This is a genomic window from Micromonospora sp. C95, from assembly GCF_018070465.1.
Lineage (GTDB): Bacteria > Actinomycetota > Actinomycetes > Mycobacteriales > Micromonosporaceae > Micromonospora.
This window is the reverse complement of record NZ_JAGPXT010000017.1, coordinates 18,483-36,905: the sequence shown is the minus strand read 5'-3', so window position 1 is coordinate 36,905 and position 18,423 is coordinate 18,483. Positions and strand designations below refer to the sequence as shown.

Below are 18,423 nucleotides of genomic sequence, written 5' to 3'. Positions count from 1 at the left end.
CTCAACGAGCGGCCCTGCTCAATTGTTCTATGCGGGTCAGCAGTACCTCGATCTCCCCGGCGGCCGGCGAGTGCGGGCCGTGCAGCCGGCGCACGTCGCGGAGTAGCTCGTCGATCTGACGCCGTGCGTCGATCACATCGCCGATGCCGGCCGTGAGCATCGCGACCTGCTGCCGCAATCCGAGCAGTTCGGGCGAGTCGTGCGGCATGACCTGCTGTCCCTCGGCGAGCAGCGTGCGCAACTCGGCCAGTGCGGCGCTCGCTTCGCCCAGCTCCGCCTGACAGACGGCGGCCTGTTGGCGGCAGTGCCAGATCAGCTCCTGGTCCGGCACCGGCCGTTCGGCCAGATCCTCGGCGAGCCGGGTGAACTCAGGCAGCGCCCGCCGGTACGCGCCGGCGAGCACGTACAGGTTGGCCAGGTTCAGCCGCAGCTCCAGGATCCTCGGCTGCTTGGCGTCGGGGCCTCTCCGTACCGGCCGGAGCGCCGTTTCGAGCAGCTCGGCCGCCTGGGTGAACCGTTCTTCCTCGGCCAGATCCCAGGCGCGTTCCTCGACGGCGGCCAGCTCTTCGAGGGAGGGCGGCGCCACCGGCTCCGACGCGGACCGGGGCCGCACGACGTCGACGCGGGTCGGCGTCAGCGGCGTGCGGGGTGGCAGCGGCCCGAAGGGGTACCGGTAGGGCATTGTCGGGTCGACCCGTTGCCCCTCGGCGACGGTCATCGCGAGGTCGACGGCCAGTTCCGGCGCGACCGCCCCGAGCGGGGCCAGCACCTCGTACACTGCGGCGGCCGACTCCGGACGATGCTGTGGGTCCTTGGCGAGCAGCCGGGTGACGAGGTCGACCAGAGTGTCCGCCACCCCGGCCCGGTGCTCGGCGACCGACGGGATCGGGTCGTTCATGTGCCGGTGCAGCAGGCCGAGCGCGGTGTTCGCCCGGTACGGCGGCTGGCCGGTGAGCAGTTCGAACAGGATGCAGCCGAGCGCGTACAGGTCGGCCCGGGGACCTACCGCGCTGTTCAGCGCCTGTTCGGGGGCCATGTAGGTCGGGGTGCCGAGGGTGTGGCCGGTGGCCGTCAGCCGGGGCACATCCGGGCCGAGCAGCGCGGCGACCCCGAAGTCGAGCACCTTCACCGAGCCGGCCGGGGTGACCATCAGGTTCTGCGGTTTGAGGTCGCGGTGCACCAGCGAGGCGGCGTGCGCGGCGGCGAGCACCGAGCAGATCTGCGCGCCGATCGCGGCGGCCCACGGCACGGAGAGGTGTCCCCGCTCGGCGATCAGGTCGGCCACCACCATGCCGGGCACCAGTTGCATGACGATGTATAGGTCGTCGCCGTGATGCCCGACGTCGTGGACGCTGGGTACCCCTGGATGGTCGAGCCGGGCGGTGACCCGGGCCTCCCGGATGAACCGCTCGACCGCGCCGTCCCGTTCACTGTCGAGGATGGCGAGCTTGCGGAGGAACTTGATGGCGACGGGCCGGTCGAGCTTCTCGTCGAAGCCGGCCCACACCTCGCCCATCCCCCCGCGACCGACCGGGTACGTCAGTTCGTACCGGTCGGCAACGCGCTCCTGCGCACGCATCCGGCTCCCTCTGTCAAGCAGCAGATTCCGCTGGCTTTCCCCACTCGTGCCTGATCGACGCTCTGGACGGGGACAATCGTCCTCCTCTCAGGAGTGTCCAGTTAGGCGATGCCCTTGCGGCGGCGGATCATCTGGTACGCCTGCCGGCGGGCGAACTGGTTGAGCTGTGCGCGCAGGCCCTCGTCGTCGAGGTAGCGCTGCATGAGCTTGCCGTTGTCGTCGTGGCGGGACAGGATCACGTCCTCGATCCGCCGGTCGCAGACCACACCGAAGTTGCTCTCGTCGTTGACCATCGCGGCGGCTTCGAGGGTGCCGTCCTCCGCCAGGGCGTTGATCTGCTGCTCGACCCAGACCTTGTCGGCCTCACCCAGCCCGATGCCGAACCGGTCGTTGAACTCGTCGATCAGCTCCGACAGGACGACCTTCTCCAGGTCGTGCTGGCGGCCGGTGCCGCCGCCCACGAAGCCCGGCAACATCTGCTCGCCTTCCGGGGTGAGCGACGCGTCGTGTTCGCCGGTCTTGCTGACCCGCAGGTGGGTCAGCTGCACCTCGCCGATGTCGACGGACGGGTCCTGTCGGCGGGGCAGCCGGTTGAGCAGCGCCCGCCCGTACAGGTAGAGCCGCTCCAGTTCCTCGTCGTGGTACGGCACGACCTGGCTGAGAAACGCGTACATGCGGAGGTAGTCGCGCAGGGCGGAGCGGAAGGTCTCGGCGGCCTCGGGGTCGTCGGCGGCCAGGGCTTTGTAGCGGTCGACGGCCGGTTCGGTGAAGCGGTACAACGTGGCGTGCGCCCGCGCGAGGCCGGTGTCGGTGGTCGCCTTGGCCTCGGCGGCGAGCAGCGCTTCGGCGTACGCCTGCATCTCGGAGTCGACCAGGATGGGGTACGCGGTGACGGCGTGCTGGGCGGTGTAGAGCAGGTTCGGGTCGGTGGGGGTGGTGGCGGCGGTCTCGAAGTACGGCTTGAACTCGGCGGCGATGTCGCCGGCCTCGTTGACGAAGTCGAGTACGAACACGTCGCCCTGGGTCTTGAGCGGGTGGGTGCGGTTGAGCCGGGACAGGGTCTGCACGGCGGCGACCTTCTTGAGCAGCTTGTCGACGTACATGGTGGTGAGCAGTGGCTGGTCGAAGCCCGTCTGGTACTTCTCGGCGACGACCAGGATCCGATATTCCACCGGCTGTTTCGCCTTCGGCGTGCCGGCGTGCCTGTCGTCGGCGGCGGTGTAGGCGAAACGTTCCGGCAGCTCGCCCTCGCTGAACCCGTTGGACCGCGCCTCGGTGTGCTGGACCCCGTCGACCTCCAGCTCACCGGAGAACGCGACAAGCGACTCACAGCCGACGTAGCCCTGCATGTCGGCGTACCTGCGGATTGCGGTGTGCAGCCGGACGGCGCCCTCGCGGGACGCGGTGACCACCATGGCCTTGGCGCGCCCGCCGAGACGCGGCGCGGTGTGCCTGCGGAAGTGCTCGACGATGATCTCGGCCTTCTGCGCCTGCATCGTCGGGTGCAGGCTGGCGAAGCGGGCGAGCTGCGCGCCGGCCTTCTTCGGGTCGACCTCCGGGTCGTCGGGGTTGGCGTTGGCGAGCTTCCAGTACGCCTTGTAGGTCAGGTACTGGCGCAGCACGTCGAGGATGAAGCCCTCCTCGATGGCCTGCCGCATCGAGTACGTGTGGAACGGCTGCGCGGTGCCGGTGACCGGGTGCGGGGTGCCGAAGAGTTCGAGGGTCTTCGGTTTCGGGGTGGCGGTGAACGCGAAGTACGACAGCGTTTCGTGCCGCCCCCGGGCGAGGGCCGAGGCGGTGAGCAGGTCGCCCGATTCGTCCACGTCGTCGCTGCCGAGCCTGAGCAGCACCTTCTTCAACGCGGCAGCCGAGTCCCCGGACTGCGACGAGTGCGCCTCGTCGACGATGACCGCGAACCGCTTGCCCCGCAGCCCCTGCACCTGGTTGAGGATGTAGGGAAACTTCTGCATCGTGGTGATGACGACCTTCGCCGTCTCGCCCTGGAGGGCGGCGGCGAGCTGCGCCGAGTCCTTGTCGATCCGCTGCACCACGCCGGGCACATGCTCGAACTGGAACACCGTGTCCTGAAGCTGCCGGTCCAGCACCACCCGATCGGTGATGATGATGACCTTGTCGAAGACGGGCTCGTTGGGGCGCAGCCCCTTCGCGCGGGCATCGTCGTCGAGGGCGGGCGCGGTGTGCAGGCTGGAGAGCCGGTGCGCCAGCCAGGCGATGGTGTTCGACTTGCCGGACCCGGCCGAGTGCATGACCAGGTAGTTCTGCCCCGAACCGTGCCGGGCGGCATGATCAGCCAGGTTGGTCACCGCGTGCCACTGGTGGTAGCGCGGGAAGATCAGCGCCCCGGATTCCTTGTCGTAGTGCAGGAACCGGCGCACCAGATCCATCCAGGTGTCCGGGTGCCAGACCTGCTCCCACAGGTACGAGCTGCGGTAGCCGGAGGCCCCAGCGGGCGGGTTCCCGGCCCCACCGGAGACTCCCGGCCCCGCCGACCCGGTGTTGAACGGCAGAAACCGGGTCTTCTCCCCCGCCAGCTTCGTGGTGACGAAAACCAGGTCAGGATCAACCGCAAAATGCACGAGCGTACGCCGAGCGAAGAGCAGTTCCTTCGGGTCCCGCGTCCTGCGGTACTGCTCCTTGGCGTCCTCGACGGTCGTCCCGGTCAGCGGGTTCTTCAGCTCAGCCGTGGCGAGCGGGATCCCGTTGACGAACAGCACCAAGTCGAGGGTCTTGTTGTAGCTGGTCGAGTAGGCGAGCTGGCGGGTGACGGTGAGCCGGTTGGCGCGGTACAGCCTGATCGCCTCATCGGTGATTGCATGCGCCGGCTTGAAGTACGCGAGGCGAATCAGCACACCCTTGTCCCGAACGCCGCGCCGGAGCACGTCAAGCGGCCCACGCTCGTCGATCTGCCGAGCGAGGTACTGCGCGAACTGCCGCTGCGCCTCGTCCGGGTTGTTGCCGTGGTAAGCCAGCAGCCTCGCCCACTCGTCGGGCTGGGTCGCCCCGATGAACGCGAACAACTCGGCACTATCGAGCCCCAACTGCCGGTCGTAGTTGGTGGTCGCCCCGCGCAGCCACCCCGAACCGAGCAATGCACCCTCGATCACCGTCTCGAATGACCGCTCCTGATGGGCCTGACTCACACGCCCACCCCCCGCGCCGTCGTTACGTCAATCTGTCCGGTCACCGCAGCGGTGATAAGCGCTTGCCGTCGCTCAGCAATTACTTGCTGTTGACGCCCGATCGCTTCTGCAAGCGCCTGCACCCGTTCCGATTCCAGGCGCATACGCCGGACGAACTCGCTCTGGGCACCGATTCCCGCCTTTGGAATTGGCCAACTCCTAATATCCTCCCCTCGCAACTTTACCATTGACTGCGAGGAGCCACGAGCGGTCGCCTCAATAAGACCCCGAACGCGCCCACCGAGTAGCACCTCTGCCACGAAATCAGGTTGGACAACCTCTGAGAGTCGCAGCCGATAGACCAAGTCGGGAAGGAGCCTCTTTGCGACGTCCCCGCGGGCAACCGCAACATCGCCAACTAAGTCTGGGGTATTCGCCCGCGTCACCAGGAGATCACCCTCACGAACCTCATACCTCGCCAGCGCGGCGCCGCTGGTTAATCTTTTGTTTTCGTGCGGGTAAAACTGTCCTCGTTTGACACTACTCAACTTGAGGACACCCCACTCGCCCGCGTCGGCAGGCTGGGAATCGCACAAGGGACTGCTGCCCTGTTCGATGCCTCGAATCATCCGCCGTAGTGGGACCTCACCGTGCGCTTCGCGAAGTGCATCCAGGCCCAGATTCCGCACTGCATTAAGGCGCTCTCGGAGAAGACCATGAAGGGATCCCTTGGATGCAGCAACAAGGTCGAGCAAGCGAGTCTCAGTGTCGAGGAAGTCGGCGATCCGCCGCTGCTCCTCTAGCGGCGGCAATGGGACTCTCAACGACTCCAGGTCAGGCAAGTAAATGGTCTTGTGCGTAGATCCATAAGCCAACCGATCCCACTCTTGATTCATTGCCATCAGCACGAGGAGGAGATACCTAGAATCCAGGAGAGGACCAGGTGTCCATGTCACGAATGCCTGCGTGGTTGCCATTGGTCGACCGATTAGGATGGAAAACCCGACCGATGCCGTACGACTCAGCATTACCGTGCCAGCAGGATGCAGAACCGCAGCACTGTTGGCCAGACCAACAGCACTGATCTTTTGCTGGGTGTCCATCAGAGGCTTAACGGACTGGGGCCGACTTGTTACATCCGGCGTAGTAACCCAAGGAATGGTGCAGCCTTCCCAGAAATTAGGCTTACTACGATCCGGAGTATGGCCGGTTCCCATTCTCGCAATAAAACGCAGCGGAACAACAGGCCAACGGTTGGAGTGACTTTCTAGCCATCTAAGTCCAGCAGCCGGTAGCGGTTTCATCTCACCATCCCGCCGAATAGCTCTTGAATCTCCGTCTCCACTGCCGCGATTTGAGCGTCGATCTCCACCAACGGTCTCGGCGGCCTGTAGACGTAGAAGTGGCGGGTGAAGGGGATTTCGTACCCGATCTTGGTCTTCGGCTCGTCTAGCCAGGCGTCGGGGACGTGGGGTAGGACTTCTCGTTTGAGGTATTCGTGGATGTCCTCGTTCAGGGGGACGTTCTCGTTGTCGCGGAGGTCGGTGTCGGGCAGCGGGTTGCCCTTGCGGTCGGTTTGGATCTCGCCTTCCGGGTCGCTGACCGAGAACGCCTCCCAGACCGCCTTCTCCACCGGGGCCGGCAGCTTGCCCAGGCCGCTCAGCTTCATCGCGAAGTCGGCACGGCTCGTGGACTCCGTACCGATGAGGGTCTTGGCGGACGCGAGCAGCGACTCACGGTCGGCGTACTTGACGACGGCGCGTGCCTCGGCGAGCAGGGCGACCGTCTCGTCGGTGACTTCGAAGCGGAGGCGGAGAGGGCGCTCGACGGTGATGCGTTGGTAGCCGAAGTCGGTGGTGGCGAAGACCTTGACCTTGGCGTGCTGCGGGTGGTCGGGGTCGTCGGCGATGGTCAGCGCTTCGACGTAGGCGCGGGTCAGCTCGGTGATGTGTTCGTCGGTGAGCATCTTGCGCTTGTCGCCGAGGCTCTTGCGCATCTTGGTCCAGTAGTCGCGGCCGTCGAGCAGCACCACCTTGCGGCGGCGGGCCGGGGCCTTGCGGTTGGTGAGGATCCAGAAGTACGTGGAGATGCCCGTGTTGTAGAACAGCTGATCCGGCAGGGCCACGATGCCTTCGAGCAGGTCGTTCTCCAGGATCCAGCGGCGGATCTCCGACTCGCCCGAGCCGGCCGCGCCGGTGAACAGCGGCGAGCCGTTGAACACGATCGCCAGTCGGCTGCCGCCGTCCTCGGGGCGTTTCATTTTTGAAATCATGTGCTGGAGGAACAGCAGCGAGCCGTCGTTGATCCTCGGCAGGCCCGCGCCGAAGCGGCCGGCGTGGCCACGGGCGTGCTCGGCCTTAATGACCTTTTCGACCTTCTTCCACTCCACCCCGAACGGCGGGTTGGCGAGCATGTAGTCGAAGCGTTCACCGTCGTGGCCGTCCTGGCTGAACGAGTTCCCGAACGCGATCTTCGTCGGGTCACCGCCCTTGAGCATCATGTCCGAGCGGCAGATCGCGTACGTCTCACCGTTCAGCTCCTGCCCGTACACCTCCACGGTGGCGTGCGGGTTGTTGGCCTGGATGTGGTCCTGGGCCTCGGTGAGCATGCCGCCGGTGCCGCACGCCGGGTCGTAGACCTTACGCACGATCCCCGGCGTCACCAGGTCGTCCTCGTCCGGGGCGAGCAGCAGGTTCACCATCAGCTTGATGACCTCACGCGGGGTGAAGTGCTCACCGGCGGTCTCGTTGCTGATCTCGGAGAACCGCCGGATCAACTCCTCGAAGACGTAACCCATCTGGTGGTTGGACACCACGTCCGGGTGCAGGTCGATGTCGGCGAACTTCGCAACTACCTGATACAGCAGGCCCGCCTCGGTCAGCCGGGCGATCTGCGGGTCGAAGCCGTACTTGTCCAGCACGTCCACCGCGCCCGGGGAGAAGCCACCGATGTAGGCGCGCAGGTTCAACGCCACATGATCCTGATCCCCCAGCAGCCTGCGGAACGACATCTCACTGGTGTTGTAGAACGACAACCCGGCTGTCTTGCGGAGCACCGGATCCATGTTCTGCACACCGAGCTGCTTGAGCTGGGCATGCCTGGCGAGCACCGCGTCCTTCGTCGGCTCCAACACACAGTCCAACCGCCGCAACACCGTCAACGGCAGGATCACCCGCCCGTACTCCGACTGCTTGTAGTCGCCACGCAGCAGGTCAGCCACCGACCAGATGAAGTTCGCGAGTTCGTGGTGCTTGGTGCTCACCAGTTTCCCTTCGATCGCCTTTGAGTGAAGCAGTATGGCCGTTGTCCTGGTTTGTTGTGGTCCTCCGCTCGGCGGGGACCATCAACCGAACGTCAGCGCAGCGTCGCTGACCGACGATTCATACTCCGTCGGATCGCACCACACCCCGGGCCAGGCCGTCGGCGGTGAGCTGGACCAGTTCCGCGCCAAGCGACGTCGCCTGCCGGAGCGCCGACTCGAAGGCGTCGAGCCGGCGGAACGCCTCGCCGGTGGCCCGTTGCTCGTCAAGTGGCAGCCGGCGCACCTGGGCCCGCCGGATGTCGAAGCGCAGCGTGCCGGAGAGACTCGACGCCTGCTTCTCGTTCGCCGAGGTGCGCAGCTGCCCGGCGAGGAACCACGGGTCAAGCGCCGCCCGGTTGGGTCGCAGCAGGTAGAGGTTGCGCCCCAGCCGGGCACCGGGGTTTGTCACGACCCGGGCGGTGAGCTGCCGGGCGACCATCGGCACCACCACGTCCCCGACGTCGAGAGGTATCTCCTGGCCGAGTCGCCCGTCGTCGGCACCGGACGGGGCGGAGCCGGCGAGCACGTCCGGCACGGTCAGCACGGGCGGACTCCCGGCGGCCGGCACGCCGTCGTCGACCGGTCCGGCCTCGGTGGACGTGGCCCGGATCGGGCCGAGCAGTTGCACCGCACCGGAGCGGGCCAGCTCCGCCACGGTCAGGAACTCCGCCTCCGGCTCGGCCGGGATCGGCGTGACCTGTGGCAGCAGCGCCGGCAGGTCACCGACGAGGGCGGCGAGTCGCGCTCTGGTGCGTACCACCTGCTCTCCGGTGGCCCCGACCGCGACGGCGGGTTGCCGGCGCGCGGGGGTGAGGTCGACCGCCTCGTCCAGCAGCTCGACCACCGGCACCGCGTGGGCGAAGCCGGCCTGCTCGATCTCCGCGTCGGTGCGGAACGCCCGCCAGGCGGCGAGGATGCGTGGGCCGGTCCCGGCCAGTTCACCGCCGGCCGCGTCGACGAGCAGCGTCCGCGCCGGTGGTGGCGCGTCCGTGGCGGGTCGCCGCAACACCCACAGGTGCAGCGGTACGCCGTGCGGCGCGGCCGCTCCGACCGGGAGCGCGATGACGGCCCGCAGGGCGCCGCGACGCAGCAGCTCGGCACGGATGCGCCGGCCGGCGCGGCGGCTGGCCACGGTCGGCGGCATCAGCAGTACGGTGTGCCCACCGGCCCGCAGGTGCGCCAGGGCGTGCTGCACCCAGGCCAGTTCCGGTTCGGTTCGTGGGGTGGTGCCGACGATCCACCGGGGATCGTGGCCGAGTTCCTGGTCGCCCCAGTTGGTGGCGCCGAACGGCGGGTGGCAGACCACGGCGTCGAAGGTGTGGCCGGCGAATGCGTCGGCGCGCAACGAGTCGCCGGTGTCCAGTTCGCCGGGCACCTCGCGCAGCGCCAGCCACAGTGCGGCGAGCCGGGCCAGGTCGTCGTCGAGTTCCTGCCCGTACGCGCTGGTGCAGCCGGCTCGGACGGCGGCGCGCAACACGGCGCCGGTGCCGGCCGCCGGGTCGAGAACGGAGCCGCCGCCGACGTCGGCCAGGGCGACCATCAGGTCCGCGAGGTCGTCCGGGGTGGCGAAGGGGCGCCCGGGACCGGGCGCGCTGAACCGTTGCCACAGCTCGTCGAAGGCGCGTTGCGGCCCGAGGTCGTCGGCCAGGGCGTCGATGTCGGGGGTCAGCGCCGCCAGGCGCGCATCCGCCGGGCGGCGAGGTCGCTTGCCGCGTTGCCGGTCGAGCAGGCGGGCACCGACGGCGGCGAGGCCGGCGGCCGGGGATTCGCCGGCCGGGACGAGCCGCCGCCAGAGCCGGTCGGCGGCGGTCGTCTCGGCCAGCTTGCCCTGCGCACGTAGCCACTGTTCGACCTGGATCAGGTCGAACTCCGGGCTGCCCGCCGTCCCACCGACGGGGGCCGGGAAGTCGGCGTGCCGTTTGCGCCAGTTGCTGACCGCGGCACGGCCGACCCCGGCCAGCCGGGCGATCTCCGCCGCCGTGATGGTCGGGTTCACCTGCACGTTCGGAGTGTTTCACACCCGTCAAGCATCATGTCCGTTGACACGATTCACAGATGATGTTGTCATTGACGCCGCCACGAAGCAACGGGAGGGACCACCATGCGCAAGACCACGACCACGACCATCGCTCTGCTCGCCACCGCCCTCATCGGACTGGGCTGCGGCGCCGGAGCCGTGGACGACGCCGGCAGCGCGGCGAACGCGGATGACGCTGGCAACTCGGACAGCGAGAACGCCGGCAAGGGCGAGGACAAGGGCGATGACAAGGCGACGGCGAAGATCGGCGACCCGGCGCGCGACGGCAAGTTCGAGTTCACCGTCAAGTCCCGCAAGTGCGGCGTACGCAAGGTCGGCAGCGACCTGCTCGGCGCGACCGCCCAGGGCCAGTTCTGCCTGATCACCGTCAAGGTCAAGAACATCGGCAAGGAGGCGCAGCTGTTCGACGGCAGCAGCCAGAAGGCGTACGCGGCCGACGGCACCGAGTACTCCGCCGACGGCACGGCCGGCCTCTACGCCAACGAGAACGCCGAGACGTTCCTCAACGACATCAACCCCGGTAACCAGGTCACCGGCGTCGTCGTCTTCGACATCCCCAAGAAGGTGAAGCTCACCAAGCTCGAACTGCACGACTCGCCGTTCTCCGGCGGCGTCGAGGTCGCCCTCGGCTGAGCCCTGCGCGTCGAGGGCGGGCGACCGAATCCTGCCCTCGACCGCCACCAACCGCAAGGATCGTCGCCGGCCCGATCCGCATCAGCCGACGCTCTTCGACAGCCCGGTGCCGCGGGCCACACCCGGTACCCACCCCACCACCGTCTACCGCCTCCGGGTCTCCCCCGCGCCTGACGGTTTACGGGAGGCACTCAACCTCCGCTACCTCAACGACAACGGCTTCGAGCCGGTGCCGAGATACGTGGCCGACGCGCCGGCCCTGCTGGTGCACGGCAGCGTTCCCCGCCCCCGCGCCGAGTGGTGCGACATCCTCGCCGGGCTCACCGGCGAGGATGTGGACCTCGGTTACAGCAGCGGCGGTGGTGCACTGCTCCTGGTGGTCGACGAGCGCGCCTACGCCCTGGCGTACGGAACCCTGGGCCGCCACATGGTCGACCAGGAGGCGATCGACCGGACCTTCGGGGTGTCGTTCGCCGTCCGTGCACTGATGCCGAGTGACATCCGGCAGGTACGCCGCCGGATGGTCGGCGCCAGCGGCCGAGTCGACCGTAGCTTCGTTCCCGCCGGCCAGCCCATCTGGAAGTACGGCATCGACAAGTGGGGCGAGATCGTCGGCCAGGTGGGCGGCCGTACGGAGAATATGCGGCTCTCCGTCTGCCGGCAGAGCGAAAAGCCGACCCGGATCAACGGGGGCGATGCCCTGCACATCCATCTCTGCGTCGAGCCTGGTGGGCTCCTGGCAGACCTGCGGGAGATCGAGCGGGTCTGCCAGGAGGAAGCGCCGCCCGCCGACCTGGAGTTCATCACGCAGATCCGCCCGGTACCGCCGTCCGACCCGCGTGTGCCGCGACTGCGCGACATCGTCGACGAGCGGTTGGCCCTCACCGACCCACCTGGTCTCGGCCTGGCCGTGCCCGGTGAGCTGGTCGGCGACATCGAGCACGTCGGGTCGTACCGGATCCAGGTGCCAAAGTCGGGGCGGCGCGCGACCCTGACCGGTGAGCTGGAATTGCCGGCGATCCTCGCCCACACCAACGTAGCGCTCGACGGTGACCGGTGGGACGGGCTGCGGAACGGCACTCTCACCCTCTACACCGACGCCAGCGGCAACGAGGAGATGCAGTCAGGCCGGCTCTACCGTTGGATCACTGCGGAGGTGGCCGTCGGCACCAGTCAGCTGCTGCTCCACGAGGGCAACTGGTACGAGATCGGCGAGCAGCACCGCGACTTCCTGCGGCGTGAGATCGTCGAGATCCTGGCTCGGCCGTCTGCCATCACGCTGCCACCCTGGACGGTCGAGCTTGCGGACGAGGACTCCTACAACCGGGCGGCGGCAGGTAGCGACCCCGGCCTGGTTCTTCTGGACAAGAAGCTGCTGCGTACCGCACAACATTCCCGCGGCATCGAGGCGTGCGACCTACTCGGCCCCGGTGGCGAATTGATCCACGTCAAGCGGGCGAAGGGCAGTTCCCCGCTCAGCCACCTCTTCGCCCAGGGCATCGTCTCCTACGAGGCGCTGCGCTACCAGGCGGACGCACGCGCCAGATTCCTCGACGTGGTGCGGCAGCAACCGAACGGACGGGACCTCGGCCAGGACTTCCGCCCCAGCAAGGTCGTCTACGCCATCGCGCTCGGCGGCAGCCGGCAGGTCACCGTCGACTCACTGTTCACTTTCGCCCAAGTGGCGCTCTACCAGGCGATGAAGACGCTGCGAAACGAAGGCGTCGACGTCGAGGTCATCGCCATCCCACCAAACTGATGCGGCAGGTTTGTTCACGGCGGTTGCCACGTCCTGTCGGACCGGTGTCGTAGCTTGGGCCGATGACCGACATGGTGGCGATCGTCCGGCGGGCCTGCCTGCGTCTTCCCGAGGTCAGCGAGCGACTGAGTCACGGCACCCCGACCTGGTTCGTCCGGGGCAAGAAGTCGTTCGTCATGGTCTGGCCGGACGGCCATCATCAGAACGACTTCGCCCACCTGTGGTGTGCCGCGCCGCCGGGCACCGCCGTGGAACTGATCGCGGAGAACCCGCGGACGTACTTCCGCCCGCCCTACGTGGGGCATCGCGGCTGGGTCGGCGTACGTCTCGACACCAGGATCGGCGAGGCCGAGCTGGCCGAGGTCATCGAGGACGGCTACCGGTCGGTGGCGTCCCGGACCTTGCTCGCCCGGCTCGACGAGCCTCGATGAAGCCACGCTCCGACACAACCTGGCGTCGAGCCGGAAGCAGTTGCAGTTCACTACCCCATGGGAGACAGCGTGTCGGGTCGGTTCGTGTACTGGATGAACGTGTCGGTCGATCTGCGGATCGAGCGCGCCCCGGGTGAGCAGGGCGGCGGCGACTGGATGCGCATCGGCGAGTCCTTGCATCGGGAGTTCAACAGGCGGGCGCGGGCGATGTCGCTGATGATCGAGGGCCGCACGATCTACGAGACGATGGAGGCGTTCTGGCCCGGCGCCCGTGACGACGACTCGCTGCCGGACTTCATGCGTGAGTACGGCGAGATCTGGACCTCGATGCCCAAGGTGCTGGTCTCGCGCACCCGCGACAGCGCCGGGCACAACACCCGGGTCATCGGCGGGGACGACGCGATCGAGCAACTAGCGCGCCTGCGGGCGCAGTCCGACGGTGACATCGGGGTCGGCGGCGCCACCCTGGCTACCAGCCTGCTGCGGGCGGGGCTGCTCGACGAGCTTCTGCTCTTCACGCACCCGGTCGTGCTCGGCGGCGGCCGGCCGCTGTTCGACGCCCACGACGCCCCGGTCGAGCTGGACCTTATCGAGCAGGCGTCGTTCGCGCAGGGCGTGACGATGCACCGGTACGCGGTCCGGAGCGCCGGCCCGGTCGCCTGACGGACCGCGCTGAGCCGCCGGTCCGACCTGCACCGCCTTCCGGCCCCGAGGATCCGCCCGCGAGACCGGAGGGCGATTTTTCGTGTGTGGACGATCCTTTCGGCACCAGGGCCGAAAGTTCGATTAAACCTGGCAGAAGCCATGGACATATCGACATGGCTTTTGTTAACTTCAGCCCGGATGTTACGACGGGGTGAATCGCCGCAGGGGCCAGCGCCTCGATCGTGACCTCCGGCGGCCCCTCGGACACCTACCCCAATCCTCAGTTACTTGCGCCCGCGCCGCCCACCGGCGGCACCACGGGCCATCCGGTGCTGCCCGACACCCGGAGGAGAAGCCCAGCACCCGTACGTCCCGACCTGCCCGACCCGTCCTCACACCCAAGGAGAGGCAGTTGAAGAGACGACTCGCGCTCGCCGTGGCCGGCCTGACGACCATCACACTCGTCGCCCCGCCCGCCAGCTCGATGGCCGCGCCCGGCACCACCACTCCCCCGCCCGACTCGGCCTTCCAGAAGGTCACCCTCAACGACCGTCCGGGCGAGCCGATGGACCTCGCGGTGCTGCCCGACGGTCGGGTGCTGCACGTGACCCGCGCCGGCCAGGTGTGGCTGCACAACCCCGACACCGGGCGCAACACGATCGCGGCCACCCTCGACGTCTACCAGCACGACGAGGAGGGCCTGCAGAACGTCGCCATCGACCCGGGCTTCGGCCGACGCGGCAACAACTGGATCTACCTGTACTACTCGCCGCCGATGGACACCCCGGTCGACGACCCGGCCACCCCGGACGTCAACGAGGGCGACGCGCCCGTCTGGGGCACCGAGGAGGAGCTCGCGCCGTTCAAGGGCGTCATCCGACTGTCCCGGTTCCGGCTGGTCAAGGACACCTTGGACCTGCGTACCGAGCAGCGGATCATCGACGTGCCGGTGGATCGGGGCATCTGTTGCCACGTCGGTGGGGACATCGTCTTCGACGCGAAGGGCAACCTGTACCTGTCCACCGGGGACGACACGAATCCGTTCGAGTCCGGCGGGTACGCCCCGATCGACGAGCGGCCCGGCCGCAATCCCGCGTACGACGCGCAGCGCACCAGCGCCAACACCAACGACCTGCGCGGCAAGATCCTGCGGATCAAGGTCGGCGCCAACGGCAGATACACCATCCCCAAGGGAAACCTGTTCAAGCCCGGCACCCGGGGCACCCGCCCCGAGATCTACCTGATGGGTCTGCGTAACCCCTTCCGGATCGAACTGGACCGCAAGACCGACGACCTGTACGTCGCCGACTACTCACCCGATGCCGGTGAGCCCGATCCGCTGCGCGGACCGGCCGGGCACGGCAAGTGGTTCGTGGCCCGCAAGGCCGGCAACTACGGCTGGCCCTACTGCGCCACCCCGCAGCTGCCGTACCGGGACTACGACTTCGCCACCGAGGAGTCCGGTGCCGAGTTCGACTGCTCGGAGCCGGTCAACGAGTCGCCGAACAACACCGGGCTGCGGAAGCTGCCCGCCACGCAGCAGCCGGACGCTTGGTACAGCTACGACCTGTCGCCCGAGTTCCCAGAGTTGGAGACCGGCGGCATCGGGCCGATGGCCGGGCCCGCGTACCGCTTCGATCGCTCCACCGCCCGGGGCCGCAACCCGGTGGCGTGGCCGGCGTACTACGACGGCAAGCCGCTGTTCTACGAGTGGAGCCGCGACTATGTGAAGGCGTTCCAGCTGGACCGGCGCGGCGAGTTGAGCGGAATCGAGCCGGTGCTGCCCTCGGTCGTCTTCGACAACCCGATGGACCTGGAGTTCGGCCCCGACGGCGCGCTCTACGCCCTGGAATACGGCGACGGCTTCTTCAGCGAGAACCCGGAGGCGCAGCTGTCCCGGATCGACCACATCGGTTGGGACGGCAACCACAGTCCGATCCCGGCGGTCTCGGCCAGCCAGACCGCTGGCCTGGCACCGCTGACCGTGGAGTTCTCCAGCGAGGGCACCACCGACCCGGACGGCGACCGGCTGCGGTACGAGTGGTACCTGGACGACGACGACCGGGTCGACTCGCGGTCGGCGAACCCCACCTTCACCTACCGCGAGAACGGCAGCTACGAGGCGACGCTGAAGGTGACCGACCGGAAGGGACGGTCGGCGTCGGCGTCGGTGCGGGTGGTGGTCGGCAACGCCGTGCCGGTGGTCGAGCTGGTCGCGCCGGTCGAGGGCCAACCCTTCGCCTTCGGCGACACCATCCAGTACGAGGTACAGGTCACCGACGACCAGCCGGTGGACTGCGCCCGGGTCAGCGTGACCTACATCCTCGGCCACGACGACCACGGGCACCCGCAGACCACCGCCAACGGCTGCACCGGCTCGATCCTCACCACCATCCCGTCCGGGCACGACCCGGCGACCGACAACCTGTCCGCCGTGTTCGTCGCCAACTACACCGACCCCGGTGACGACGGACTGCCGCCGCTGACCGGGACCGACCAGGTCGTGCTCGTACCCGGCGTGTAGATCCACGAGAGGAGTCATCATGTGTTACGGCTACGACGGGATGGCCGCGCTGCGGCGTTCCGTCCTCGACCGGCGGGGCCTGCTACGCGGCTCGGTGGCCGCGATGGCCGGCGTCGGCCTCGCCACGGCGGGGATGGGCGCGACTGCCGCCTCCGCCGGACCCAAGCACGGCCCCGGGCACGGACACGGTCCCGGGCACGGGCATGGTGGTCGGCGGCGGGTGCCGCCGGGGCTGATCAGTATCCAGCTGTGGACGGTCCGGGATGCGCTGAACGGCGAACCGGGGTACGACGCCACGCTGCGCCACCTCGCCCGGGTCGGCTACCCGAAGGTGGAACTGGCGCTGGGCTACTTCGGCCGCAACGCCGCCCAACTGCGTCGCTTCCTGGACAGCATCTGCATCAAGGCCACGTCCAGCCACGACGGGATCAGCGAAACGCCCGCCGCGCTACAGGAGAAGATCCGCAACGCGGTCACGCTGGGTCAGAAGTTCATGGTGGTGCCGTACCTCTACTCGGAGAACGCCGACGACTGGAAGCGGTGGGCGGAGCAGATGAACGTCGAGGCCGTCGCGGCGGCCCGGGCCGGTCTGCGGTACGGCTACCACAACCACGCCCACGAGTTCACCATCGACCTCGGCGGCGGTCGCACCCCGTGGGACGTGCTGACCGAGGAACTGGATCCCCGGCTCGTCCACCTGGAGATCGACATCTACTGGGCGGTCACCGGCGGCATCGAGTCCGGCGACGGTGTGACCGACCCCGAGGGCTTCACCCTGGACGTCATCCGTGCCGCGCCGCAGCGGGTGCTCCAGTACCACGTCAAGGACCGGCACGCCGCCGACGGCGACATGGCCGACCTCGGCACCGGGATGATCGATTTTGGGCGGATCTTCCGGAAGCACCAGGTGCTGGAGTACATCGTGGAGAACGACACTCCCGACGTGACGCCCCAGCTCACCGCCGAGATCGGCTACCGCTACCTGCGCAACCTGCGGTACTGACGATCGTTCCCCGGTAGCCGCCGGGGGGCCGGGTCGACCACGATCGGCCCGGCACCCCGGCGATGCGGAGGCCCGCACGTCGGTGGGCCTGCTCGCTCAGTCGAAGTCCGCGGCGGTGAAGATCACCGACGCTGAGCGGGAGCCGACGGCAGCAGCACAACCGTAAGCGACGGTCACACTGCGTGCGTGTAGCGCCTCCCACCACCTTGCCCTCATCCACGCTTTGCTCTGCTTCACCCCACGCACAACCGACATGAGCTGGGGTTGTCCGGGGACACCGCCCGACACATAGGTTGCTGAGCGTAATCAATGCGTGGGTTGAAGCAGAGCAAAGGACGTAGGGGTAGGGAGAGGTCGCGGTCGGGATGTCACTGAGTGTGAGAGGTCGGGAGGTGGAGATCGTCGCAGAGCAGCGGCTCACCTGAGTGCCGCCGGTCGGCCGGTGCGGACCCGCCTTCCAGGCCCCGTCAACGCAGCCGGCGGGCGGGGAACCTCGGCGGCGGGTCGGCGATCGCGTCCTGGGCGGCGACCAGTTGGAGTTCCCGGGTGCCGGTCGCCAGGGTCGCCTCCAGCACCGCGAAGATCGAGGCGGTGGTGCGTTCCAGCGCGGTGGCCGGCGACCCCGTCGTGGAGAGGTGCGCCAGGTACAGGGCGGCGGTGACGTCGCCGCCACCGTTGGGGGTGATCGGCAGCAGCGGGGTGGTCACCGCCCAGGCGCCGGCATCCGAGACGGCCACCACCTCCAGCGAGCCGGCCGGCAGGTCGCCGTGCAGCACGCTTGTAACCAGGACGTGCCGGGGCCCGGTGGCGCGTACCGCGTCGACGGCGGCCAGCAGGTCGTCGACCGTGTTCGTCGGGCGGCCGGCGAGGAACTCCAGCTCGAACTGGTTCGGGGTGACGATGTCTGCGCGGGGCACCACCACGTCGCGCAGGTACTCCGGGATGCCCGGACGGACGAACATCCCCCGGCCGACGTCACCCATCACCGGGTCGCAGCAGTAGCGGGCGTCGGGGTTGGCGGTCTTCACCAGGGTCACCGCGTCGAGGATCACCGCACCCATCGCCGGATCTCCCTGGTAGCCGGAGAGCACCGCGTCGGCATCGCCGAGCACCCCACGGTCGGCTATGCCGGCGATCACCTCGGCGACGTCGGCGGGGGCCAGCAGCGGGCCCCGCCACGCGCCGTAGCCGGTGTGGTTGGAGAAGTGCACGGTCAGCACCGGCCAGACCTCGTGGCCGAGCCGCTGCAACGGGAACACCGCCGCCGAGTTGCCGACGTGACCGTAGGCGACCGAGGACTGGATGGACAGGATCTTCACCGTCTCATCATGGCGGCCGGCGGCCCGCGATGGGGCCGGGCCCCGCTACCC

Annotated in this window: 12 protein-coding genes; 6 read left to right on the top strand and 6 right to left on the bottom strand. The window is 68.4% G+C overall.

Features of this window, described 5'->3' with window-relative positions; all coding sequences use genetic code 11:
• Position 1: 1 nt before the first annotated feature.
• The 5 genes from KBX00_RS19280 to KBX00_RS19260 form a co-directional block, all read right to left on the bottom strand.
• Positions 2-1,579, bottom strand: coding sequence for a serine/threonine-protein kinase (locus KBX00_RS19280; protein ID WP_210828939.1), 1,578 nt, complete (start codon positions 1,577-1,579; stop codon positions 2-4).
• 101 nt (positions 1,580-1,680) lie between these two features.
• Positions 1,681-4,740: a type I restriction endonuclease gene (locus KBX00_RS19275; protein WP_210828931.1), complete on the bottom strand. Its 3,060-nt coding sequence runs from the start codon at positions 4,738-4,740 to the stop codon at positions 1,681-1,683.
• Positions 4,737-6,023 (bottom strand): restriction endonuclease subunit S, encoded by a 1,287-nt coding sequence (locus KBX00_RS19270; RefSeq protein ID WP_210828929.1) that lies wholly within the window; start codon positions 6,021-6,023, stop codon positions 4,737-4,739. Before KBX00_RS19270 ends, KBX00_RS19275 begins: the two co-directional genes overlap by 4 nt.
• The gene (locus KBX00_RS19265; protein WP_307868904.1) at positions 6,020-7,981 is read right to left on the bottom strand and encodes a class I SAM-dependent DNA methyltransferase; all 1,962 of its coding nucleotides are present in this window, start codon (positions 7,979-7,981) and stop codon (positions 6,020-6,022) included. Before KBX00_RS19265 ends, KBX00_RS19270 begins: the two co-directional genes overlap by 4 nt.
• Before the next feature lie 118 nt (positions 7,982-8,099).
• The gene (locus tag KBX00_RS19260; RefSeq protein WP_210828925.1) at positions 8,100-10,022 is read right to left on the bottom strand and encodes an N-6 DNA methylase; all 1,923 of its coding nucleotides are present in this window, start codon (positions 10,020-10,022) and stop codon (positions 8,100-8,102) included.
• A gap of 99 nt (positions 10,023-10,121) precedes the next feature.
• Here KBX00_RS19260 and KBX00_RS19255 point away from each other — a divergent pair, with 99 nt between their 5' ends.
• The 6 genes from KBX00_RS19255 to KBX00_RS19230 all read left to right on the top strand — a co-directional run bounded on the left by KBX00_RS19255 (position 10,122) and on the right by KBX00_RS19230 (position 17,053).
• Complete coding sequence (locus KBX00_RS19255; protein ID WP_210828920.1) at positions 10,122-10,691, top strand: DUF4352 domain-containing protein; 570 nt, start codon at positions 10,122-10,124, stop codon at positions 10,689-10,691.
• A 106-nt stretch (positions 10,692-10,797) separates the two neighbouring features.
• Positions 10,798-12,450 (top strand): DUF6119 family protein, encoded by a 1,653-nt coding sequence (locus KBX00_RS19250; protein WP_210828919.1) that lies wholly within the window; start codon positions 10,798-10,800, stop codon positions 12,448-12,450.
• A gap of 62 nt (positions 12,451-12,512) precedes the next feature.
• On the top strand, positions 12,513-12,881 hold the full coding sequence (locus KBX00_RS19245; protein WP_210828917.1) for an MmcQ/YjbR family DNA-binding protein: 369 nt from the start codon (positions 12,513-12,515) through the stop codon (positions 12,879-12,881).
• Positions 12,882-12,950: 69 nt separating this feature from the next.
• Positions 12,951-13,544 (top strand): dihydrofolate reductase family protein, encoded by a 594-nt coding sequence (locus tag KBX00_RS19240; RefSeq protein ID WP_210828915.1) that lies wholly within the window; start codon positions 12,951-12,953, stop codon positions 13,542-13,544.
• Positions 13,545-13,938: 394 nt separating this feature from the next.
• The gene (locus tag KBX00_RS19235) at positions 13,939-16,050 is read left to right on the top strand and encodes a PQQ-dependent sugar dehydrogenase (RefSeq protein WP_301548240.1); all 2,112 of its coding nucleotides are present in this window, start codon (positions 13,939-13,941) and stop codon (positions 16,048-16,050) included.
• 19 nt (positions 16,051-16,069) lie between these two features.
• Entirely contained in the window at positions 16,070-17,053 is a 984-nt protein-coding gene (locus KBX00_RS19230; protein WP_210828913.1) for a sugar phosphate isomerase/epimerase, read from the top strand.
• Between the two features lie 467 nt (positions 17,054-17,520).
• On the opposite strand, the gene pdxY is transcribed toward KBX00_RS19230, so the two are convergent.
• Positions 17,521-18,372: a pyridoxal kinase PdxY gene (gene pdxY / locus KBX00_RS19225; protein WP_210828912.1), complete on the bottom strand. Its 852-nt coding sequence runs from the start codon at positions 18,370-18,372 to the stop codon at positions 17,521-17,523.
• Between the last annotated feature and the right edge of the window lie 51 nt (positions 18,373-18,423).